Genomic DNA, 23347 nt, shown 5'->3' on the forward strand with positions numbered 1-23347 from the left:
AATTTTGGAGGTTAATTAGATGACATTTTTGTATAACAATAGCCATGAAAAAGAACATTTAATATCTGAATTAGGAAATCAGAATGGAAACGCAGATATAGCGAATCTTGCTAGCAATGAAATATCTTTATTAAATGCGATCGCTCAGGAATTTAAGATTTGGCGGCGACAGTTGCAAAACATCGTAACTCATATGCGTCAAGCGCCAGACCTTAATACACTACTCAAAATCACTGTAGCGCAGATTAGAGAAAAAATTGGCTGCGATCGCGCCTTGATTTATCAGTTTACTTCTCTAGAATCAGGTAATGTTTTAGCAGAATCCAGAACATTAGGTTGGACACCGACTTTAGGTGAAAATATTCCAGGAATTATTTTTGGCTTATATACCAATCAAGACTATATAGAACCTGTAGTTATTGACGATATCAATCAGATACAACTTACACCCTATCAAAAGCAACTGCTAGAAAAATTTCAAATTAAAGCTAGTTTGAGTTTACCGATTTTAGTAGAAGGTAAAGTATGGGGCTTACTGGCAGTAAATAATTGCAACTCAACGCGACAGTGGCAAGAGGTAGAAATTAGTCTACTATCTCAAATTACAACAGAACTGACCTACAAATTGCAGAGCTTTGAATTCCAAAAAGAACAGCAACAGCGGATACTAGCAAAAAAATCGGTAGCTAAAGTCATCGACAAAATTCTGCGGGTATCAAATGTCGATAAGCTTTTTCAAACAACCACTCAAGAAGTACGTCAATTACTAAAATGCGATCGCGTCGGCGTCTATCGCTTCAAACCTGACTGGAGTGGCGAGTTTGTCGCGGAGTCAGTGGGTAATGGCTGGATAAAAATGGTCAGCCCTGATTTTTACATGGTCTGGGAAGATACCCACTTACAAGACACTCAAGGAGGACGTTACGCCAAGGGTGAAAGCTTTGTGGTCAATGACATTTATAAAATGGGTCATGCTCAATGTCACATTGACATTTTAGAGCAGTATGAAATGAAGGCTTACATGATTGCGCCGATATTTTCTGGAGAGAAATTATGGGGTTTGTTGGCAGCTTATCAAAATTCTGGGCCTCGTGATTGGCAACCTTGGGAAGAAACCTTTGTGACTCAAATTGGGTTGCAATTTGGTGTGGCTATCTCACAAGGGGAATATCTGGAACAAGTGCAGACAAAATCTGACCAACTAGCTCAAATAGTTGAACAAGAGAAAGCTTTCACTAAGATAGTCAACCGCATCAGACAATCTTTAGATGTAGATAGCGTCTTCAAAACAACCACCCAAGAAGTGCGTCAATCATTGCAATGCGATCGCGTCGCAGTCTATCGCTTTAACCCTGACTGGGGTGGCGTATTTGTGGCTGAGTCTGTGGCTACTGGTTGGACAAAACTGGTAGGTCCTGATATTAAAACCGTTTTAGACGATACCTACTTGCAAGAAACTAAGGGAGGTAGGTATGTCAAAGGTGAAAACTTTATTGTTAATGACATTTATCAAGTAGGGCTTGCACCCTGCCATATTGAGATTTTAGAACAGTTTGAAGCCAAAGCTTACATGATTGTTCCTATATTCTTCGGGGATAAATTGTGGGGTTTGCTGGCAGCTTATCAAAATTCTAGTCCCCGTGAGTGGAAAAGCTGGGAAGTAAACTTTTTGGTTCAGACTAGCTTGCAATTTAGTCTAGCTAAATCACAGATAGATTATTTGGAATTAGTTCGGTCAAAATCTGATAAACTAGCTCAGATAGCGGAACAAGAGAAAGCTGTCACCAAGATCAGTAACCGCATCCGGCAATCTTTAGATGTAGAAGAAATATTCAAAACAACCACTCAAGAAGTACGGCAATTACTGCGATGCGATCGCGTCGCAGTCTATCGCTTCAACCCTAATTGGACTGGCGAATTTGTAGCAGAATCAGTAGGTCATACTTGGGTAAAACTGGTAGGCCCCGATATCAAAACGGTTTGGGAAGATACCCACTTACAAGAAACTCAGGGAGGTCGATATGTCCAAGGAGAAAACTTTGTTGTAAATGACATCTACCAGGTGGGTCATTTCCCCTGCCACATTGAGATATTAGAACAGTTTGAAGTCAAAGCTTATATGATTGTTCCTGTATTTGCTGGGGAACAATTGTGGGGATTGCTGGCAGCTTATCAAAATTCTGGAACTCGTGATTGGGAAGAATCGGAAGTCACCTTATTAGCACGCATTGGTAATCAGTTAGGACTGGGATTACAACAGACTGAATTTTTGCAACAAGTACAAGCGCAGTCAGCAAAATTAGCAGAAGCAGCAACACGGGAAAAGACAGCCAAGGAGTTACTACAACAACGATCTATTCAACTTCTAACAGCCCTTAGACCCGCCCTCAACGGCAACTTAACGGTACGCGCACCGATTACAGAAGACGAGCTAGGCACGATCGCCGATGCTTACAATAATACTCTGCAAGCACTGCGGCAAATAGTTATTCAGGTACAGGGAGCTGCTCAACAAGTTGCCCAAACTTCTAGCAATAGCGACGCTTCATTGGCGGGACTAACCAATCTGGCGCAACAACAATCTGAGGAAATTACCGCAGCATTAGGCGAAATTCAACAGATGGTGGACTCTACTCAAGCTGTAGTAGCGAATGCTGAGTTAGTGCAACTAGCAGTCCAACAAGCCAATCAAACTGTAGAGTCTGGCGATACCGCCATGAACCTAACTGTAAAAGCAATCCAAGGAATTCGCGAAACCGTTGCTCAAACCAGCAAAAAGATTAAACGCCTCAGCGAATCTTCGCAAAAAATCTCTAAAGTGGTGAATTTGATTGGTAATTTTGCCACACAGACAAACGTACTGGCTCTGAATGCAGCCATTGAAGCTACTCGTGCCGGTGAATATGGCAAAGGCTTTGCAGTTGTAGCTGATGAAGTCCGTTCTTTATCTCGCCAGTCAGCAGCAGCAACTATTGAAATAGAAAAATTAGTCCAGGAGATTCAAGCCGAAACCGGAGAAGTTGCAGTAGCGATGGAAACTGGTATTCAGCAGGTGGTAGAAGGTACAAATCTTGTCAGTGATACTCGCCAAAACTTAAATGCGATCGTTTCTGCAACTGCCGAAATTAGTCAGCTAATCGAGCGAATTACCGCAGCGACTCAAAAACAAATGGCGCAATCTGTAACAGTAACTAAATCAATGCAAGATGTAGCAGAAATTGCTAATAAAACTTTTGCTGAATCTCAAGAAATTGCTACTGTGTTCCAAGATTTATCAGGAATGGCGCAAGAATTATTAACAACTGCTAGTAAGTTTAAAGTGAATTGATAAAAAGTTAGCAGTTAGGAGTTAGGAATTAGGAGTTAGGAGTTAGGAATTAGGAGTTATTGGGTCAAAGCATTAGTTAGATAAATCACGATCTGATTCACAACTTTGAAAATGCTTTGACCTTAAATAATTCTAATTTTTGAGTTGAATATAGGAGAACATTAATTTCCAGAAAGTATTATTCAACAAAATAGTTTTAAATTTGTTTTGGAAATTATTCACCTATATATTAAACTGCAAGAGCAACGGGAATGGAATATGTGCTTTCTAAGCAATTATTACGCAGTGGAACAAGTATTGGCGCAAATGTCGAAGAAGCTAGTGGGGGTCAGACTAGAAAGGATTTCTTGACAAAAATGTATATTGTTTATAAAGAAGCTAGATTAACTAAATACTGGCTACGTTTACTACAACAGTCTAATCTAGTAAATATTGATTTAACAAATGAACTAATCTATGCAGATGAAATCATTCGGATTTTGAGTTTAATAGTCAAGACAACTGAAAAATAAATTGGTTAATTAACTCCCAACTCCCAACTCCTAACTCCTAACTATGATTACAGATAACGAAATTCGCGAACAAGGATACATCTACTTTCTGGCTGAAGCTCCAGAATTAGTCCAAATTATTGAACAAGAACTATTTAGCTTATCGGAAGGTTATAGCATTGCCAAAGTTCATAACTTAATGCGGGCTACTCATACACTTAAAGGTGGCGCTGCTAATGTTGGGCTAGAAGTAATTAAGATGATAGCCCATTTTTTAGAAGATGTATTTAAGGCTCTATATAATCCACAAGTGGTAGTTGATGCAGAGTTACAAACACTTTTGTTACAAGCTTATGAGTGTCTGAGCATAGCATTAAATACCGAGTTAGTAGGTAGTACTATTAATGATGAAGAACTCCTCCATAGAGCAACTTCAGTGTTTGCACAGTTGCAAGAAAAACTGGGTGATGCATTTGGTGCTGAGTCTCATATTCCCAGTTCTGAAGAATTGGGATTTGATATTGTACAGTCTGTTTTTGAAGTGGGAGTAGAGCAACGTCTAAACAGTATTGCTGACGCTGTTAACAATCCACCAAATAGTGACGAATTTATCGAGTTTTTACACTCTCAAGCTGAAGTTTTTTTCGGATTGGCAGAATCTTTAAATTTACCTGGATTGGGAGAAATTTCCCAAACAATTCTGTTAGCGCTGCAAGCAAATCCCACGCAGGTGCAGCAAATTGCAGAAATTGCCCTTGCAGATTTACAACAAGCACAACAATTAGTATTAGAAGGCGATCGCACATTTGGTGGAGAAACTTCTCCAGGTTTGCGAAAACTCACGATAGTGGCAAATAATGAGTCATCTGGAGAATTACAAAATAATTCCTCTGCTGGCGCATTTATTGTCAACGAAGAACAATTTTACCAGTTTCTCACTACATCTGAGCACAATAAAAACGAATCCGTAAACCCAACAACTGCCAAGTTTTATTTAAAAGTAATTCGCTACATTTTTGGCTGGTTTAATCACCAGATGGAAATACCAGAGCCAGAACTCAGTTTGACTTTACTGGTTCCCATATTAGAAAGAAAAAGTCTACTTAATTATATCGAAAACTGGCTGAAAAAGTTTCTTAATTTTGTCCAAGAGGAAGAAGATAGTCAAAGTCTTTGTATTTATCGACGTGGGATTATCTTAATCATCCTATTCGCAGTTGCAAAATTTCAATATTCTATTAAACCATCTGACAGCTACCTCTCAGTAATTAAAATATTACAAAACCGAATTCATACATTAGCACAAGAATATAAAAATTATCTTCCTGTTACTGGCGAGGAGAAAAATTGGCTTGATAGTCCCAAGTTACAAACACTGTTAGTTCTTAAAGAAATATCTAAATCTCTATCTGATCAAGCAACTGATAACCTCCTAGAATCAATATGGGGAGAAGAAGTTAGCCAAAATATTGCTGCTGAAATCGTGACGTTTCAGAATGATGATTCTTCAGAAAAGCTTGATTCATTAACTGTCAGTGAGCAGGTAGTTACAGATGGTTCGGAAACAGCTATTGAAGTCATGCCTGATTTAACTACACAAATCAACATAGAAATAGAAGATAAATCACAGGATGTTCAAACTAAAAATTTTCGCCAACCTTCATTTATTCGAGTAGATACAGAGAGACTGCAACACCTCAATTATCTAACAGGAGAATTGCTGATTTACCAAAAACGGCGTAGTTTGCAAGATGAACAAGTCAAAGAAATAATTGAGCAATTAATACAGCAACTAACTAGACACCAAACAACTTTAAATGAATTACGTGATTTACCATTACAAATACAAAATATTACCTTACAACAAACGCAAAATTTTGCAGTGAAGTTTGACTCTTTAGAAATGGATGTCTATACAGAATTTCATATGACATTGCATGAAGCAATAGAAGAGACACTACAACTACAAGAAACCACAGAGTCGCTTGACTTACTCGTGACACAAGCTGCTCAAATTAGTGACAAACAAGAGAATTTAACTCTTAATATTATAGATAGCTTAGTAGAAGCACGAATGTTGCCTTTGGGCAATATCCTAAATCGCTTTCCCCACATGGTAAATAAGTTGGGGAATGTTTATGACAAACTTGTAGAATTGAAACTTAATGGTACAGGAGTACTAGTAGATAAAGCGATCGCCGAAAAGCTCTACGATCCCTTATTACACTTAGTGCGTAATGCTTTTGACCACGGTATTGAAGCTTCACAAGTTCGCCGAGAGCTTGGTAAACCAGAACAAGGTTTAATCGAAATCTGCGCTTATCATCAGGGTAGCCAAACTGTTATCGAAGTTCGGGATGATGGTCAAGGATTGAATTTAGAGAGAATTCGCAGAAAAGCTGCTGAATTTTATCCCATACAAACTGAAGACAAAACTAGAGATTATACTTCTAATCTGGCTGAATCTGAACTTTTAGATTTGATATTTTCGCCGGGATTTTCTACCGCTAATAAAGTGAGTGAAATTTCTGGGCGCGGTATGGGTTTAGATATTGTGCGTACTCAAATGCACGCGCTCAACGGCTCAATTTCAGTTGAATCCTTGCCCAACCAAGGAACAATATTCATACTCAAAATTCCTTTTTCTATGACTACAGAAAAATTAATGCTAGTTCAATCCAAAGGTGTTGTTTATGCCCTGATTTTGGACAGTATCGAAAAAATATTGATTCCCACTGAACAACAGATTAAAGAAATTGAAGGAAAAAAAGTCTTGCATTGGAACACAGACAATGATGAGACTATGGTCAGCCTCCGTCAACTTTCAAAGTTGATTGATTATAATGGTTCATTCTTGAATAGTAGTACTCCATACAACACATCAAATACTCACGACCCAAGCATAGCGAAAAATCCGGTGCTTTTGCTACGACGAAATCAGGGAACGTTTGCTTTAGAAGTTGACCAAATCATTGGTGAACAAGAACTGGTAATTAGACCTTTAGGAAATGCGATCGCACCGCCAAAATATATTTATGGTTGTAGTAGTTTAGCCAATGGTAATCTCATCTTAGTGATTGATGCTTCATTGCTGGTATCTAACGAGATCCAACAAACAACACTTGATATCATGGCGTTACCAATAGCTTCTTCGTCAAATAAAAAAGCCTTGCCGATATCAGGACATACTTTTTCATCTACACCATTACTTGCTGCATCTACTTCTACAACAACTATAGAAACTCAACCCAGTTATTTTCAAGAGCCAGATCATAAATTACCAAAAGTTATTTTAGTAGTAGATGACGCAATTAGTCTCCGGCAGACTCTCTCTTTGACTCTGCAAAAATCTGGCTATCAAGTAATACAAGCCCAAAATGGTGTAGAAGCTCTAGAAAAGTTGCAGTTACATCCTGAAATTCAAGTTGTCGTCTCCGATTTAGAGATGCCACGAATGAATGGTTTTGAGTTGTTGAGCAATTTCCGTCAATACCCGAATTTAGCAAAAATACCTGTAATAATTCTCACTTCTCGCAGCGCTGAAAAACATCGTCAGCTTGCCCAAGAATTGGGTGCGAAGGCTTACTTGACCAAGCCTTATTTAGAGCATGAGTTTATTTCCATAATTAAGGGTTTAATGAACAGTAATACAGATGATTTTAACCATTTACTCTTGGTGAAAAATCACTGATAATTTGGGAAATTTTATCGCCTTAATTACCAGGTAGATTATTTGGATATACACCTAGAGAACTTAAATACTGCGCTAACTGTTCAGCCCTTTGCCGTTCTTGTTCAGCCCTTTGTCGCTCCTGCTGTGCCTGTTCTGCGTCTGTCAAATAGCGGCATTTTTAAAATCAGGTGAGAGCATAACCGTTGTTTGGCTAGCGTTTGATGCCCTTCTTATAGGTGAGTGAGGGAAAGTTTAGAGTTTGGGTGCAGGTTCACCAAACTTAATTAAAAGCGCGATCGCAATACTAACAAGCAAAATTAACGTCATACTCAAGGCTGAACCAAATCCCCAATTTTGCGTTGCTCCAAGAAACTGGTTATAAACTAACCGCGCCGCCGTCATACTAGAAGCACCACCAAGCAATTCTGGATCGACAAAATCCCCCAAGCCTGTGATGAATACAAGCATAGAAGCAGCCGCAATTCCAGGCACAATTTGCGGTATAGTTACTTGGTAAAAAGTTTCCACCGGATTCGCACCTAAATCAGCTGCTGCTTCTAACAACCGCTTGTCTAGCTTTTCGAGAGAAGCATATAAAATCAAAACCATATAGGGTAACAAGCTGTAACTCATGCCAATAAATACAGCTTGACTTTGGTTAAGTAATTCCACAGTAGGCAAGCCTAAATTGCTGAGTAAACTGTTCAATAAACCAGTAGGACGAAGAATTGTAATCCAAGCATAGGAGCGAAGTAATGAGGAAGTCCACAAAGGTAATATAAAGCCTAATAGCAGTAAATTCCGCCAACGCTGCGGCGCTATCTGAGCAATCCAATAGGCGACGGGGAAGCCCAAAATTAAACAAATTATTGTGGTGCCAAACGCAAAAAATAGCGATCGCCCAATTACTTGCACGTAAAGGGGGTCAAATATTCTAATGTAGTTTTTAAATCCGTTGGGATTAACCAAATCTCCTGGTCGGATGTCTGCAACTAAACTTAACTCGAAAATTATCAAAGTTGGCAGCACCAACAAAAGTAATAACCAAATCCCAGATGGTGCAAGTAATATCAAGGGTTGGAGCCAATTTCCTCGCAGGCGATGCAATCCTTCTATTTTGGAAATCTCATTTTTTTCAAAATTCATCATTCATAACTCCTAACTCATAACTCCTAACTCTTAACTCCTAACTATTTTAGCCGCTAGTTAATTGAGTCCAATAGCGATCGTAAACCTCTTCAAATTCTCCTACCGGAGTAACACGTTCACAATTTGCTAGAAGTGACTCTGAGGGAAATAAATTAGCATTGTTTTGGATTGTTTTTGGCAATTGATCAAATCCAGCATTATTCGGCGTAGAAATACTCAAACGTTGACTGATTTTGGCTGCTAATTCTGGTTGCAGAATCATGTTAATCCAAGCATAGGCTCCAGCTAAATTGGGGGCTGCTTTGGGAATAACAATAGTGTCTGTCCATAATGAAGAACCACTGCGAGGAATCACATATTTTAGTTTAGGGTTTTCTTGAGATATTCTCACCGCATCTGCTGAATAACACATTGCCAATAGTAAATCTCCTGCCAGAATTTGATTTTGCCAAGCGTCGGTGTCGAAACGTGCGATCGCAGGTTTTAGCACCTTCAACTTTTCATAAGCTTGTTTGATTTCTTGTTCATTTTTTGAGTTGTAAGAATAACCTAGCATCCGTAACGTCGCACCCATCACTTCTCGAACATCATTGAGCAAGGTCATCTGCTGATTAAGTTGCTCTTGGTTTTGCCAAAGATAATCCCAGTCTTGTGGCGCATTTTTGATTTTTTCGGAATTGTAAAGTAAACCTGTTGTCCCCCAGTTAAAAGGGATGCTATATCGGTTATTGGGGTCATAACTAGGATTCTGAAACCGGGGGAATAAATTCTCTAAACCGATTAAGCGATCGTGATTTATTTCTGTTAACAAACCTTTGTTTACCATCTTCTGCACCATATAATCGGATGGGTAGATGATGCTGTAAGTTCCACCACCTCCAGCTTGCAATTTAGCCAGCATGACATCATTGGAATCATACACATCCGCTAGCACTTTCATGCCGGTTTGGGTGCTAAAAGTTTTCAATAATTGGTTGTCAGTATATTGTGTCCAGGTAAAGATATAAAGTTGGTCACGTTGACCACTCGTATTAGAATTAGCACGAACCTCAGCCAGCCTCCAGCCACAACTAGCTAAAGATAAGCTAGAAAGCGCTACCACCCCTTGTAAAAATTGGCGTCTGTTAGTCATTAAGTTAATAGTCAATTATCTTCTGTGTTGTTGCCGATTGATTCTGGATATCTATTCTGTTTTTTGGGGTTATCGGGATACAGTCCAGTCTTTTTCTCTAAATGATAAAATTCGAGTATCACAATCAGCCGACGTTGACTGAAATGCCTTGACTGGCATATTGCACTTGCGCTGCGCCTTTGGCACACCACCTTTGTGTCTTTCTGTTTGGCGGTTTTGCGATTAGCCCCAACCCTGGCACCAGCGCAAACCGCTAAATTTGCACTCAACCCAAATAAACCACGGATTTCGTTGTAGACCATATTTAGGATAGTGGTCTTGCTGGTTACTTGCAGCTTGACTTTCTGGTTAGCGTACCCTTATTTGAGCAAACTCATTCTCGATTGCAGGAATGGTGAGTGGTAACTAAAGACTTTATTTTAGTTTAGGGCTTGCTTAATCTATGATGGTAGCCCTCCCTCAATGAGATCCCTGCATGGAAGGAGTTTTTCATCATATGGGTCTGAGTGGGACAACAAACCAGAAGTTTTTGCAGATAAAATTATCTAGATTTTGACTATATGGCTTAAACTAATAAGTTTATGCTCATATTTCTTATAGCTTCAATCAATAGGCTGTTATGCTCTTCCCAAGAGAGCCAAACAAGTTTGTAGAGAATTGCGGCACAAAGTAGTTAAATATATTGTTAAACATTTGTAAACTGTTAGCAGCCGAGTAGCCGCGTGTCACATCTTGTTAAGGAATTATTATGAGACAACTTGTTATCGTTGAGCGCGTATGCCTGATTGGTCATATCGTGTCAAAAGCCTTTGGACTGGTAGGGATGCTACTGGTTGTACCTAATGCCGAAATAATTTTAAACTTATCGCAGGTTGGCGAAACTGCCATACAGTTAAGTATGGCTGGCGGCGGTGTAGTTGATATCATCTTGGGGACAATAGCTGTCTCTATTTATGCCTACCGGACGTTGGGATTAGGAGCTTGGCTAGCATTTATGTTACCGGCTATGTTTATCTCTTTGGGAAGTGAACTACTGGGAACCAGCACAGGTTTTCCATTTGGTGATTATAGCTACTTGAGTGGCTTAGGTTATAAGATTGGGGGGCTAGTTCCTTTCACAATTCCTTTATCTTGGTTCTATGTTGGGCTGTCGTCTTACTTAATTGCTATATCTGGTTTGAAAGTGGCTCAAAAACCCAGTTGGGGACGCCATATTGCTGCTATAGCCGTTGGTGCTTTGCTCTTCACTTGCTGGGATTTTGCCCTTGAGCCAGCTATGAGTCAATCTTCTCTGCCCTTCTGGTATTGGGAACAACCAGGAGCTTTCTTTGGCACACCTTACCAGAACTATGCAGGTTGGTTTGGTACTAGCGCCCTGTTTATGAGTGTGGCAGGATTATTGTGGAGAAAAACCTCGATTAAATTAGAGCGATCGCAACTCAATCTACCCTTAGTCGTTTATTTAACTAACTTTGCCTTCGCCGCCGGACTAAGCTTGGCCGCTGGGTTCTCCATCCCTGTGTTACTCGGCTTATTGCTTGGTGTGACTCCCGCTGTGGCGCTGTGGTTAAGCAGTTCAACCACACCCACTCAAGTTGCTGTTGAACCAGCAAGCAAGGAAGTCTCGGTGGCAAGAAGCGTTAAAGTTGCCTTGAAATAAGTCGATAAATTAGGGAGTGGGGGGAAGCATGGGGAGCAGGGGAGAAGAACCAATACCCAATCACAAATGACTAATGACTAATGACAACCCTTTGATAGCAGAAAGCGCCATCTCCCTTTTATTGCTACTTAGCCAAGTACCAGCAACGGCGATTCTGTTTTCGCGCCTACTAAAGGGGCCAAGACGCCATCCTCCAATAGAACCCCAACAGCCGACGCCGGAGCTTTTGGGTAGCGTTAGTGTCGTCGTTCCCACATTGAACGAGGCACTTCGGATTAGCCCTCTGTTAGCTGGTTTAAGTCAGCAAAGCTACGAAGTTCGGGAAATAATTGTTGTAGACAGCAAGTCTGTTGATGGCACCCCCGACTTGGTAAAAGCGACACAGCAGAAAGATCCGCGCTTTCGCCTGATCACAGATGATCCCTTACCCTCTGGTTGGGTGGGGCGTCCTTGGGCGTTGCATAACGGTTTTCTATATAGCTCAGAGGCTAGTCAGTGGTTTCTTGGGCTGGATGCTGATATCCAACCGCATCCTGGTTTGGTTGCTGGCTTGGTGAAGACGGCCGAAGCACAAGGCTATGATCTGGTTTCCCTCTCACCCCAGTTCATCCTCAAATATCCAGGAGAGTGCTGGCTACAACCGGCTTTGTTGATGACTCTGCTTTACCGATTTGACCCCGCTGGGATCAATACAGAGCAGCCAGAACGGGTGATGGCAAATGGGCAGTGTTTTTTGTGTCGTCGCTCCGTTTTAGCGGCTATGGGTGGTTATAGGAGTGCGAGTAGTTCTTTTTGTGATGATGTCACGTTGGCACGGAATATTGCTATCCAAGGGTATAAGGTGGGCTTTTTAGATGGTGCAAAGGTGCTGAAGGTTCGGATGTATGAAGGGGCGATGGAGACGTGGAAAGAATGGGGGCGGAGTCTCGACCTCAAAGATGCAACTTCTCGTTCTCAGTTGTGGGGAGATTTATGGCTACTCACATCTGTTCAGGGTCTACCCCTTTTAATTGTCCTCAGTTTTTTATTGATTTCTCCCCCACTCTCCCATTCCCCGACTCCCCCACTTCTTCTGCTGGGACTGAATTTATTTCTCCTGGTGATTCGCTTTGCTATGCTAATAGCGATCGCACCTTCCTACGATCGCAAAAGCGCAAAAGGCGGCTGGTTGTTCTGGCTTTCGCCTTTGGCTGATCCCTTAGCTGTGCTGCGAATCTTCTTATCTGCATTCCGTACCCCGCGGGAGTGGCGGGGACGTAAATATACTGCTGAGTGAGGAGTGAGGAGTGAGGAGTGAGGAGTTAGGAGTGAGGAGTTAAAAATTCATAACTGATAACTCATAACTCATAACTCCTCTTCGCCTCCTATTTGATCCCCGCGTTCCAGTTCCCAAAGAATTTGATTTCCTTCACGGCGTACCCGTGACACTATCCAGTTTCGCCAGCGCCATTGATCTCCCCGACTGGTGACAGCACTGGCGTGGACATCCATCAAGTCTGCTAACTCAGAACTCGTGATTAAGTAGCCTTTTTCAGCAATTTCGTCAGCAATACGTAGAGTTTCGAGCAAGTTGCGAAGTTGCGAAACCTTCATTTCCGGCGCTTTTTCATCGGTTGTGGCCGCAACTGGCCCAGTTGATAGTTCCATAACAGTTATTTCTAGTGTAGAAGTACTGACTTGTTGGGTATTTTGGTTAATTATTCGAGAGTTTTTTTCACAATCAGCTACTTTTGCTACATTTAATTCGCTGAAATCAGGTAAAAAGTTGTAAAAATCTGGGGGAGATAATTGTTGTAGCGAAGGGATTTTGCCACTAGCATAGGTGCGAGCGATCGCATCACAACGTTCGTTACCTATGTTACCAGAATGTCCTCTAACGTATTGCCATTTTACCTGTTGGGTATTGAGTTCATCGAGAGTTTCCAAAAGGTCTTGATTTTGGACGGGTTTACCATCTGACTTTTTCCAGCCTTTCTTTTTCCAGCCTTTCACCCACTTGGTAACGCAGTTAATTAGGTATTCGCTATCGGTATGAAGGGTGATGGGTTGGGCTTGTTGAGATGTTTGCAGGAATTGTAAGGCTGCGATCGCAGCTTGCATTTCCATTTTATTATTAGTGGTATGAGGGGATGCATCGCCCATTTCGTGGATTGAGCCATCGCTGAAGTAGACGACAACTCCCCAACCGCCAGGGCCAGGGTTCCCGGTGCAAGCACCATCGGTGTATATGCTTTGGATTGTGGGTTGGGTGGACATGGTTAGGGTATGGAACCGCAAAGGGTGCAAAAAAGAGGCAGCGCGGTGCGGGGGTTCCCCCCGTTGTAGCGACTGCCGTCGCTAAGGGAAAAGTTATTAGCGGCGAATTTTTTTAAACAATATCCAGGCTATTATACTGGTAAGCACTCCAGCAACAACGCTCCACAAGAAGGCTGTTGTAAGGAAAAATGGTGTTTTGCTATTGGGTGGGTATTGAGCAACTAACACTGAAGATGCGATTTGGCTGGTTGCTAGTCCGATACCTGCGCTACCGATAAAGTTTTCTAAGTTGCGATCGCTTTTGGCTTGGTAGATGTCAATAGTACCTTGAATTGTACTAATTAAATTTTGCAGCAGAGTCAAGCCAGGGCTGAGATTGATGTAATCTGTTTCTATTTGCAGCAGATATTTATCAGCACTAAATTCGCCAAATTGCTGCATAGATTCTAGCTGGCTGTTGCTATTTTCTCGTGAAATCTTCTCTAGCCGCTTTTTATAATTATTCAGATTAACTTTGATTGTGCGTCCTTGATCATCTAGGTAGCTTAAATTAATCGCGTATTCCGATAAGATTGTCAGCGTATGAGTTAGGGTTTTTTGTAATTCCTCAAGATTGGGTCTACCGTTGTTTAGTTGTTGTCCTAAATCTCTGATTTTTTTGACAGTCTCTTGCACTTCGTTAAAATCTTTCTTGATTCGGCTTTTCAATTTGCGGCTTTGGTGATAAGCCCAAAGGATTTTATGGCGATAGCAAAACAGACGGATTAAATCAAAATATATATTAGCGATACTTTCTGTAATATTTTTGAGGGATTGCTGTGGCGGAAACAAACATATTAATATATGCAAGCTATCTTTAAAATTCTGTTCATTTGCCCAATCACTGGGCTGTTCCCAGACTTCAAATGCAGATGCACCTAAAAAACTGCTCTGCCTTTGCAAAGCAATTTTACCCGGAAATTTGGGATTTATTTGTGTGTAGCATTGTTCAGCGATCGCTCTAATTTCTTCCGGGTTATAAATTTTTTCCAACTGTCCCCAAACAAACCAAGTTTGACCAATTTTCCCTTTTTGGTGATGGGTACGAGATTCTATATTTTGTTTAATATCTTGAAATTTACTGATAGGTTTGCCCAGATAATCAGTAACACCGCTATCTACTTGCAGGGCATAGGTATCACCTAGTTGCAATGCGTAATAATAACCTGCTATATCTGGCTGAAAATTTTCTTGTTTTTCGGGTACGAGTAACTCGACGTAATCTGCTTCGGTTTTTTCTAACGTAGCGAGTTGTTTCAGCAAATCATCATCTTTAACTTTCTCGTAATCTTTATTTAAATCTGGTTTAATTTTACGCCAAAAATAATGACGATTTTGGTTAACTTGCTCGTCTGTTTGTCCTAAACCTTGGTGCAGGTCATAGACAAATAAATCAATAGTTGGATAGATGAGATTATACTGTTGATTCATAGCATAGGCTTTTGTAGAGAGAGAATAATCATTGCCCACGTGTCTTTAGCGACAGTTACAGAATCAGAATCATTGAGAATGGGTTGAGCAATTTCAGTTAAATTTTGATCATCTAGTTCATCAATAGCAACAAGAATATTATTGATTTCTGTGTTTTGCTGTTCGGCAGCCTGATTAATTTTAGCGGGTAAAGGCCCTTTGCTGCGGATTTCAGCTTCCTGTTTTAAATTTTGGCGAGCAGTTTGATAATGTTCAGTTAACGGCGGATAATTGCGTGCGATCGCATCCAGTTTACCAATGTCATCGGGAATTTTTACTTGATTAACCTTTGTTTGCACGTCATCTGGTAATGGTGCATCAAGGTAAGATAATGCAAAGACAAAAGCTTTGAGATTGTACGCTTCTAAAGGTTGCATGATTAAAAAACTCCAATAATTGTAAAAGCTGCCCAGTGGTAATGATCACTATAGGGTTGATCAGTTGTTTGTCTAATCTTAATATCATCTAACTGATCTTGTAAAAAAGGACGAATGATCCCTTCATCTTGGGGTAATCTAGCAATTTTCCCTGCATACCATTCTGCAAGTTGTGCATTTGTGACATTTCGCAGCCATTGGGTAGCTTCAGCCAAAGCCACTGCTTTTGATTTTCCTTGTTGCAGCAATTGGTAAAACTGAATCATCATCAAAGCGCTAGCGGCTGATTCTACAGTCCATAGGGTACTGACAACATGAGCCACACCGCAACCCATAAAGCCACTGACAAGCCCGACATATTCTGTGGTGATAGTGTGATTACCTGTAATCGCGGTTTCGCAAGCTGCGAGAGTGACGAGTTGGTAGCTTTGCAAATTAAGATTGCGGATATCCACGAGAGTTAGTTTATCTTCACCCGCTAACGCCAAGTGAGATAATGCAGGATTTGGGAAATTATATTCGCCATGCCCTGTAAAGTGCAAAATACTGTAGTCTTGGGGCAAAGCGTTGATTATTGCTGCTTTTGTCGCTTTCTCAGAACGCTTGCGGGTGTGGTTGGGGAACATCCGGCTGATGGCTTCCGATTCAATTTGGGCAAACTCCAGATGGGGATAACCTTTGCTGTTGGGATGTTCGATGCTGAGTAAATTGTGCTGCTCATCGCCTCTGTTTTGCAGGTGAGTTTGGGGAATCAAGCCTATTTTGGCGCTGGGTAGATAAGTAATGGTGAATTCAGGTGGAAATAGTGCATGGAGAGGGAAGCGGTGCAAATCGCGGTGAGGAATGAGGATTAGCTGAGTAATTTCTGGTATTTCTGAGACAACAGCGTTGATATCAAGGATATTACTCAAGTTGCGAAGCATTTCGGGCAAGTTGTCGCGCCAAGTTCTTGCTTGTTCACCTTGCTTATCTTTGCCTTTGCGAAAATCTGTATATTGTTGATTCCAGTTTTTCACCCAGTCTTCAAAATCACGTAAGCGGAGATCCCCCCCAGCCCCGCTTAAAAAAGGGGGAGTTGGAGGAGCATTTTCATTCTGGCTGGAAAAGGAGGGAGTAGAGAGGATGACGGGTGATGGTGCGTTGTGTTTGAGGATGAAAGTGTGTAGGGCGTAAGGGCTGAGATGCCAATAAACAACAGCAGTTGAGGGATTCAGCAGTTGTTGCATTTCTGAATAACTGGGAGAGGAAATTTCATCACTCCATTCATCCAAAAGCCAATGCAAACAGGTATTTTTGCTCTGTTCTGCTAATTCAACAGCTTGTATTAGTTTTTCAGACTGCACAGCTAAATCAACAGTTAACTGTTGAAGCCATGCAAATTTCAGAACTAGTTGTTTTTTACTTTTATCAGAGCGATTGGATTCATTTAATAAGCGCCGCAATAAATCAGTACCCTGTCGCTGGAGTTCTGTGGCTTCGGTTGTTTCCTTCAAATCTAACTGCACGCGAATTAAATCTCGCAAAACCTCTAAATGCAACTCAGGAAAATCTGCTGCTGTGAGACTTTGCAGTGCCGTTTTGTAGCTGTTAACAGCTTTGCGCCAAAAATAGCGAGCGTTAGAATTTCCTCGCCCTCGGAAGTAATGAGTATTACCTATTGCCTGATGCAATTTCCCCCAACCTTCTGGGTGCGTGTCTTGTTGACAATGCTTTAACCCTTCCTCGTAGCTTGCGAATTTACCCTCATAGCCACGCTTGTTTAAATCAGGATTGTTAAATTGAGCAAGATTGGGTGCTGCACTAGGTAAAGTAAATCTGAAAAAGAAATCTGTCTTCTCTCCAATTACGTTCCATGCTGCAATTCCCCGGTTAATCCAAGCTTCGTAGTAGTCGGCTTTGATTTTGAGGGCACTGTCAAAAGATGCAATCGCTTCTTCAAATCGTTTTAACTTATCCAGCATCGCACCCCGGTTGTTCCAAGCTATGTGTTCGTCGGGTTTGATTTTTATGGCACTGTTGTAGGATGCAATCGCTTCATCAAATTGCCCTAAATTACCCAGCGCCATACCCCGGTTAATCCAAGCTTCGTAGTAGTCGGCTTTGATTTTGAGGGCACTGTCAAAAGATGCAATCGCTTCTTCAAATCGTCCTAAATTATACAGCATCATACCCCGGTTGTTCCAAGGATCTTGATCGTCAGGTTTGATTTCGAGGGCTTTGTCAAAAGATGCGCTCGCTTCTTCAAATCGTCCTAAATTATACAGTGCCAAACCCCGATTGTTCCAAGCTATGTGTTCGTCGGGTTTGATTTTTATGGCACTGTCGTAGGATGCGCTCGCTTCTTCAAATCGCCCTAAATTACCCAGCGCCAAACCCCGGTTGTTCCAAGAATCGTAATCGTCAGGTTTGATTTCGAGGGCTTTGTAAAAAGATGCGCTCGCTTCTTCAAATCGTCCTAAATTAGCCAGCATCGCACCCCGGTTGTTCCAAAGATCGTGGAAGTCGGGTTTTATTTTTATGGCACTGTCGCAGGATGCGATCGCTTCTTCAAATCGTTCTAAATTACCCAGCGCCAAACCCCGGTTGTTCCAAGGACCGTAATCGTCAGGTTTGATTTCGAGGGCTTTGTCAAAAGATGCGATCACATCTTCAAATCGCCCTAAATTATACAGTGCCAAACCCCGGTTGTTCCAGGCTATGTGTTCGTCGGGTTTGATTTTTATGGCACTGTCGTAGGATGCGATCGCTTCTTCAAATCGTCCTAAATTACCCAGCGCCAAACCCCGCTTGTTCCAAAGATCGTGATCATCAGGTTTGATTTCGAGCGCTTTGTCAAAAGATGCGATCGCTTCTTCAAATCGCTCTAAATTAGCCAGCATCGCACCCCGGTTGTTCCAAAGATCGTGATCGTCGGGTTTGATTTCGAGCGCTTTGTCAAAAGATGCGATCGCTTCTTCAAATCGTCTTAAATTATCCAGCACCAAACCCCGGTTGTTCCAAGCTTCGTGGAAGTCGGGTTTGATTTTGATGGCACTGTCAAAAGATGCAATCGCTTCTTCAAATCGCTCTAATTTATTCAGTGCCGCACCCCGGTCGTGCCAAACTTCGTGTAAGTCGGGTTTGATTTTGATGGCACTGTCATAAGATGCGATCACTTCTTCAAATCGCCCTAAATTTGCCAGCGCCACACCCCGGTTGATCCAAGGCTCGTAGATCGTCGGGTTTGATTTTTATGGCACTGTCAAAAGATGCAATTGCACCCAAAAAATCCTCTGCCATATATTGTTCATAGCCTTGGTAAAACCAAGCTTCCGCTTCTCCCTTTTCTTCTCCCTTCGCGTCCTTCGCGCCTTTGCGGTTCGTTTCTCCTTCCCCCAACCGCCGCCCAATATCATAAGCAACAACACTAACTTCCCCAATACTCAACTCACCCAGCCGCACTATCCGCTTTGCTAACTCATCATTCGGTGTAGCTAAAGCTAACAATCTTTCGCCAAAACCCCGCAACCACTCCACCAAATTAGCTTCATTGATGCGCTTTGCAGCCAAAAAACCTTTTGCCCCTCCTCTACTCAAGCCATCATTGACTTCTGCCAACAACTGGAGAAACAACGATTCATACTCCGCATCTGTTAGCTGTTTTGGTGATTCTACTCTCCTCTGTTTCTCTAACGGAGGAGTCTGCTTTTTGCCAAATAAGCGCTGAAAAGACCTCTTGAGCCACCGCCAAAGCCGCTTGAGCATTTGCTGCAACCATGTATTGCTTTTGTAGGGTATTTTAGCAATTTTACGGAAAGTTACATCAACGGTTAGAAACTGCGTTTACACAAGCAAAACTCACCTCTGTGGGTTTCAAATCCTCAATTTTTCTTTAGTCCGCGGAGGCGGACTTTGCCTGTATAGCCGCAAATTCCATTCACTTTGGCTCTAATTTGACACACATGGCATTGTTATTCGATGCGATCACATTGTTATTCGATGCGATCGCATTGTTATTCGATGCAATTGCATTGTTAGCCGATACAATCGCATTGTTAGTCAATACAATCGCATTGTCAGTCAATACAATAACAATGCAGAAGGTTGCATTTAAATAAGTAGTCAAACCAAAATATTTATAGTCATTGCCAGCAAACCGAAGCAATTCGCTTGCAGTTGGGATTGCTTCGCTTCTCTACGAGAGGCTGCGCCAACGCTGGCAATGACATTGTGTAATTAATTCTGTCTGACTACTTAGCACCAGACCATTTATAATTCAATACGGTTCGGTTAAGATCCCCCCGCCTACGGCGACCCCCTTAAAAAGGGGGTAAAAGAGGGTTTTAAGCCCCCCTTTTTAAGGGGGGTTGGGGGGATCTTCGAGGAATAAACACGTTAACCGAACCGTATTGATTTCTAATCGCCAGGGCTACATCCGTTTCAAATCTTGTAAAACTGCGGCGGCTGATTGATAGCGATCGCTAAAATGATAGCAAACCATTTTATCTAAAATTGCCGCTAATTCTTCGCTGACTGGCGCTGTTTGCCGCCACATCACATTACCCGTTTCTGGATCTGGGTGGAGTTCTTGCGGTGGTATCCCAGTTATGGCTTGAATGCCAATCATTCCTAAAGCGTAAATGTCACTGCATAGGCGGGGATGACCGGCAAATTGTTCTGGAGGTGCATAACCTCGCGTTCCGATGGCTACTGTGGCTAATTCTGTTTGCTCACTACTCGGCGGTTGCATCAATTTGACTGCACCAAAGTCAATCAATACCAGCCGATTATCTTGAGCGCATCTAATAATATTAGTCGGTTTGAGATCACGATGAATCACTCGATGCTGGTGAACAAATTCTAGAACTTCTAAAACTTGTTTGAACATCTCCATCACAAATGATTCATTTTGCACATGCTGCACAGGTGGTAATTCTTCACTTAGGGTATGTCCCTCGATATATTGTTGAATTAAATAGAATTCTTGGTCATCTTCAAAATAAGCAAGTAGTTCGGGAATCTGATGATGTTTACCCAAAGATCCTAAAATTTCAGCTTCACTATTAAATAACCTGCGAGCAACTTGCAAAAATCGTGTATCTTGACGGGCTGGCATTAACTTTTTCACTACACAAGTAGGATTACCTGGTCGTTGAGTATCCTCTGCTAAATAAGTACGACCAAATCCACCAGTACCCAGAGTTTGAGAGATTTTGTAGCGTCCACTCAAAAGCAAATCACCTGATTTTATTTCTGGTGAATCAACTGGGGGAGGAAAGTCAACAGACGAATCGGGAGCTACTGTTTTATCTTCTAAGAGTACATTTAATTGGGCGATCGCTTCTTGTTGTTTTTCAACTTGCAGAATAATCACCTGAGTTTGTCTCTGATTTTGGTAGCTAGTATAAGCTATAACGCTGATACTACTAATCACCAAAGCAAGAGCAGAAGGAATTAACGGCACCCATCCGGCTTGAAAAAACAAAGCAACGCAGATTCCTACTAAGCCAAGTAGAGTTGTCCCTCCCACCACTAGCAACAGCAAAGGATTTTGCCACCGCCATGCTAAAATACTACCTAAGAGCGACCAGCCCCACACCCAAATAAGTTCCGCCCAGTCGGGCCAATACCAAATTAGAGGTCGCCCATCCAACACTGTACTGATGAGTTGACTTGCTATCTGTGCATGAATCAACAGAGCAGGCATTCTGGCTGGTTGATCTGGTAAAGTGCTATAAGGCGTATAAAAGCCACCTGGAGAGAGATCAGCTGCTGTTGTGCCAATAATTACAAGACGGTCTTTAAATAAACTGGGGCTGACTTGTCCACTGAGGATTTGTGAGAGGGTTACTTGGTCGGCGAGGCTGTTGGGGTCATGGTAATTTAATAATATTTGATAGCCATTTGCATCCAGATGTTGATAGCTACCGGAATTAGCTTGTAAACGCGGGAAGAGGGTTTTACCTAATTTAAATTCTCCTTTATTTGTAAACTGGTATTCAATACCTTGTTTTTCCAGATAATTAATTGCGATTAGGGCACCAAATGCAAATGATGTTGTACATTTCTTGTCTGTAGAGTAAGCAAATAACAAACTGCGGCGGAGAATTTGGTCGTTTTCATGATCAGCAACCACATCGCTAAACCCAACATTATCTATAGGAAAATTGGGTGGTGGTGGAATTTCATCTCTACCCAAGCTGCTGAACAAGCAGGTGCTGATGATGTTATCTTGATTTTGCTCCTTTACTGCCAAATTGTTGTCTTCTGGTTTAAAAAGATATAAACCAACAATTCGCGGTTGATAAGACTCTATTTTGTTTAACAGCTGATTGATTGTCCGATCTGAGAGAGTCCATTTCTCTCGTTTGAGATCGTCATCAGTAATTTTTACCAGCAAAATCCGCTTATCAGGTTCTTCTATCGGACGCGATCGCAACATCTGATCATAAACTATTAATTCCCAAGGCTGCAACCATTTGAGTTCCCGAATTCCCCAGATAAAGGCGGTGACTCCTACACTGGTAACCAAAATGATTTGCAGCCAGCTTTTGCTCTTGGAAGTTTTACGGGAATCCTGAACTTTCACAAAGGGGACACGGAGTTTTTCTAATAGTCCACTAATCACGGCGTTGCGGCGGTAGCCTGAATTGGGTAGATGTTGCAGGCGCAGAAGTTAATTTTCGGACTCCAGGTTAAAAGCTAATCAACCTGAGCTTCTATTTAATGTAGCAATTTACTTGCTGGTTCGAGGCGATGTCTCTTAACCGTGCCAATTTTAGATTTTAGACTTCGGCTTACTTCGACTTCTCTACGAGACGCTGCGCGAACGCTCAGTACAAGTCGCTCAGTCGAACGATTTGAGATTTTAGATTAAAGAATTAAAAATTATTTCGGTTTATGTCCCACCCCTAGTAGGCGGAACAATTCCATTATCCAAAATTTAAAATCATCTTACCCCGTACCCTTGTGGTCAGGTTCAATCCAAAATCCAAAATCGTTCGACTGAGCGTAGCCGAAGTCCAAAATCCAAAATCATTTGACTCGACGCTACCCTGCAAGAATGGCAAAGCCGAATGCGTAGATGCTATGCGGCTAATCATCTGTAAGAGAAGTTTGAGCATCTTCAACAAAACTGGCAACTGGTAAAGTAATAGGATTAGTAGATGGGGTTAGTGAATCTAACTGGGGTTGTTCGAGTGATGCTTCGATACTCGGATCAGCAAAATAGGAGCCGAAAATCTGCTCATAGTTAGAAGCAACAGCTAAAAAAGCGCCACCCAAAATATAGATAGGTAATGGCAGATTAAATTCTTGCAACCAGTCAAACAGTTCCGCCAAGGCAAACAGCACCAAAAAGCAGGCAAGCCAAACCTTCATATTTTGATCCTCTAGACTGAAACAACTCTATTACTAGCTTAAATAGCTTGCATAAAAGTTGATGTAGTATATAATTACTAACTTACAACCTCTATAGCCCTAGATAGATGCAGTCAGAGTTATAGCAGATGCTATATTCCAAATATCGGCTAGAAAAATAAAAATATATTTTCCTGATGCCTGTAATCGAACAGCCATTGCACAGTTGGTTCGTAAGATTCGGCAATGCCTCAAACTTACACAGGTAAAACTGGCAACGATGTTAGGGGTTTCGTTCCACACTATAAACCGATGGGAAAACGGACGGACACGACCTTCGCCACTGGCTATGAAACAAATTGAAGAGCTATTACACCAGATGGCAGAACCCGGTGAGGCGCTTTTAGCCAAATACTTTCAAAAATGAGGAGCAG

At 41.7% G+C, this 23347-nt stretch carries 18 protein-coding genes; 6 read left to right on the forward strand and 12 right to left on the reverse strand.

Annotation, left to right across the window (positions count from 1 at the left end):
• Positions 1–19: 19 nt before the first annotated feature.
• From V7K85_RS33925 to V7K85_RS33935, 3 genes are all read left to right on the forward strand, one after another.
• Positions 20–3328, forward strand: a complete 3309-nt coding sequence (locus tag V7K85_RS33925) for a GAF domain-containing protein (protein WP_334820713.1) — start codon at positions 20–22, stop codon at positions 3326–3328.
• 251 nt (positions 3329–3579) lie between these two features.
• The gene (locus V7K85_RS33930) at positions 3580–3840 is read left to right on the forward strand and encodes a four helix bundle protein (RefSeq protein ID WP_334820715.1); all 261 of its coding nucleotides are present in this window, start codon (positions 3580–3582) and stop codon (positions 3838–3840) included.
• A gap of 43 nt (positions 3841–3883) precedes the next feature.
• Positions 3884–7510, forward strand: coding sequence for a hybrid sensor histidine kinase/response regulator (locus V7K85_RS33935; RefSeq protein WP_334820717.1), 3627 nt, complete (start codon positions 3884–3886; stop codon positions 7508–7510).
• Between the two features lie 22 nt (positions 7511–7532).
• Here V7K85_RS33935 and V7K85_RS33940 read toward each other — a convergent pair whose 3' ends face one another.
• The 4 genes from V7K85_RS33940 to V7K85_RS33955 form a co-directional block, all read right to left on the reverse strand.
• On the reverse strand, positions 7533–7658 hold the full coding sequence (locus V7K85_RS33940) for a hypothetical protein (protein WP_334820719.1): 126 nt from the start codon (positions 7656–7658) through the stop codon (positions 7533–7535).
• Between the two features lie 86 nt (positions 7659–7744).
• A complete protein-coding gene (locus tag V7K85_RS33945) occupies positions 7745–8638 on the reverse strand; it encodes an ABC transporter permease (RefSeq protein ID WP_334820845.1) in 894 nt (297 codons plus the stop codon).
• Positions 8639–8687: 49 nt separating this feature from the next.
• Positions 8688–9773: an ABC transporter substrate-binding protein gene (locus V7K85_RS33950; RefSeq protein ID WP_334820721.1), complete on the reverse strand. Its 1086-nt coding sequence runs from the start codon at positions 9771–9773 to the stop codon at positions 8688–8690.
• Positions 9774–9784: 11 nt separating this feature from the next.
• Positions 9785–10075 carry a hypothetical protein gene (locus V7K85_RS33955; RefSeq protein WP_334820723.1) on the reverse strand — a complete coding sequence of 97 codons (291 nt, stop codon included), beginning with the start codon at positions 10073–10075 and terminating at the stop codon, positions 9785–9787.
• A gap of 446 nt (positions 10076–10521) precedes the next feature.
• Here V7K85_RS33955 and cruF point away from each other — a divergent pair, with 446 nt between their 5' ends.
• Together cruF and cruG are read left to right on the forward strand one after the other, a co-directional pair.
• Positions 10522–11433, forward strand: a complete 912-nt coding sequence (gene cruF / locus V7K85_RS33960; protein WP_334820725.1) for a gamma-carotene 1'-hydroxylase CruF — start codon at positions 10522–10524, stop codon at positions 11431–11433.
• A 73-nt stretch (positions 11434–11506) separates the two neighbouring features.
• Complete coding sequence (gene cruG / locus V7K85_RS33965) at positions 11507–12709, forward strand: 2'-O-glycosyltransferase CruG (protein WP_334820727.1); 1203 nt, start codon at positions 11507–11509, stop codon at positions 12707–12709.
• A gap of 68 nt (positions 12710–12777) precedes the next feature.
• On the opposite strand, the gene rnhA is transcribed toward cruG, so the two are convergent.
• The 8 genes from rnhA to V7K85_RS34005 form a co-directional block, all read right to left on the reverse strand.
• The gene (rnhA, locus tag V7K85_RS33970) at positions 12778–13689 is read right to left on the reverse strand and encodes a ribonuclease HI (protein WP_334820728.1); all 912 of its coding nucleotides are present in this window, start codon (positions 13687–13689) and stop codon (positions 12778–12780) included.
• A 96-nt stretch (positions 13690–13785) separates the two neighbouring features.
• Positions 13786–15159, reverse strand: coding sequence for a hypothetical protein (locus V7K85_RS33975; RefSeq protein ID WP_334820730.1), 1374 nt, complete (start codon positions 15157–15159; stop codon positions 13786–13788).
• Positions 15156–15575, reverse strand: coding sequence for a hypothetical protein (locus tag V7K85_RS33980; protein ID WP_334820732.1), 420 nt, complete (start codon positions 15573–15575; stop codon positions 15156–15158). The genes V7K85_RS33975 and V7K85_RS33980 overlap by 4 nt, the downstream gene beginning before the upstream one ends.
• A 2-nt stretch (positions 15576–15577) precedes the next feature.
• Positions 15578–18763, reverse strand: coding sequence for a CHAT domain-containing protein (locus tag V7K85_RS33985; protein WP_334820734.1), 3186 nt, complete (start codon positions 18761–18763; stop codon positions 15578–15580).
• On the reverse strand, positions 18735–19319 hold the full coding sequence (locus V7K85_RS33990; protein WP_334820735.1) for a hypothetical protein: 585 nt from the start codon (positions 19317–19319) through the stop codon (positions 18735–18737). Before V7K85_RS33990 ends, V7K85_RS33985 begins: the two co-directional genes overlap by 29 nt.
• Positions 19320–19491: 172 nt before the next feature.
• Positions 19492–19719 (reverse strand): hypothetical protein, encoded by a 228-nt coding sequence (locus V7K85_RS33995; RefSeq protein WP_334820736.1) that lies wholly within the window; start codon positions 19717–19719, stop codon positions 19492–19494.
• A 264-nt stretch (positions 19720–19983) separates the two neighbouring features.
• Positions 19984–22182 carry a CHASE2 domain-containing protein gene (locus tag V7K85_RS34000; RefSeq protein ID WP_334820738.1) on the reverse strand — a complete coding sequence of 733 codons (2199 nt, stop codon included), beginning with the start codon at positions 22180–22182 and terminating at the stop codon, positions 19984–19986.
• Positions 22183–22649: 467 nt separating this feature from the next.
• Entirely contained in the window at positions 22650–22934 is a 285-nt protein-coding gene (locus tag V7K85_RS34005; RefSeq protein ID WP_334820740.1) for a hypothetical protein, read from the reverse strand.
• Positions 22935–23139: 205 nt separating this feature from the next.
• On the opposite strand from V7K85_RS34005, the gene V7K85_RS34010 reads away from it, so the two are divergent.
• Positions 23140–23340, forward strand: a complete 201-nt coding sequence (locus V7K85_RS34010; RefSeq protein ID WP_334820742.1) for a helix-turn-helix domain-containing protein — start codon at positions 23140–23142, stop codon at positions 23338–23340.
• Positions 23341–23347: the final 7 nt, after the last annotated feature.

Source organism: Nostoc sp. (genome assembly GCF_036917615.1).
Classification (GTDB): Bacteria; Cyanobacteriota; Cyanobacteriia; order Cyanobacteriales; family Nostocaceae; genus Nostoc.

Bases quoted from the DNA above. Each gene is read 5' to 3' on its own strand.
- V7K85_RS33925 (WP_334820713.1), top strand. From the start codon at position 20: ATGACATTTTTGTATAACAATAGCCATGAAAAAGAACATTTAATATCT.
- V7K85_RS33930 (WP_334820715.1), top strand. From the start codon at position 3,580: ATGGAATATGTGCTTTCTAAGCAATTATTACGCAGTGGAACAAGTATT.
- V7K85_RS33935 (WP_334820717.1), top strand. From the start codon at position 3,884: ATGATTACAGATAACGAAATTCGCGAACAAGGATACATCTACTTTCTG.
- V7K85_RS33945 (WP_334820845.1), bottom strand. From the start codon at position 8,638: ATGAATTTTGAAAAAAATGAGATTTCCAAAATAGAAGGATTGCATCGC.
- V7K85_RS33950 (WP_334820721.1), bottom strand. From the start codon at position 9,773: ATGACTAACAGACGCCAATTTTTACAAGGGGTGGTAGCGCTTTCTAGC.
- V7K85_RS33955 (WP_334820723.1), bottom strand. From the start codon at position 10,075: ATGGTCTACAACGAAATCCGTGGTTTATTTGGGTTGAGTGCAAATTTA.
- cruF (WP_334820725.1), top strand. From the start codon at position 10,522: ATGAGACAACTTGTTATCGTTGAGCGCGTATGCCTGATTGGTCATATC.
- cruG (WP_334820727.1), top strand. From the start codon at position 11,507: ATGACTAATGACAACCCTTTGATAGCAGAAAGCGCCATCTCCCTTTTA.
- rnhA (WP_334820728.1), bottom strand. From the start codon at position 13,689: ATGTCCACCCAACCCACAATCCAAAGCATATACACCGATGGTGCTTGC.
- V7K85_RS33975 (WP_334820730.1), bottom strand. From the start codon at position 15,159: ATGAATCAACAGTATAATCTCATCTATCCAACTATTGATTTATTTGTC.
- V7K85_RS33980 (WP_334820732.1), bottom strand. From the start codon at position 15,575: ATGCAACCTTTAGAAGCGTACAATCTCAAAGCTTTTGTCTTTGCATTA.
- V7K85_RS33990 (WP_334820735.1), bottom strand. From the start codon at position 19,319: ATGCTCAAGCGGCTTTGGCGGTGGCTCAAGAGGTCTTTTCAGCGCTTA.
- V7K85_RS34005 (WP_334820740.1), bottom strand. From the start codon at position 22,934: ATGAAGGTTTGGCTTGCCTGCTTTTTGGTGCTGTTTGCCTTGGCGGAA.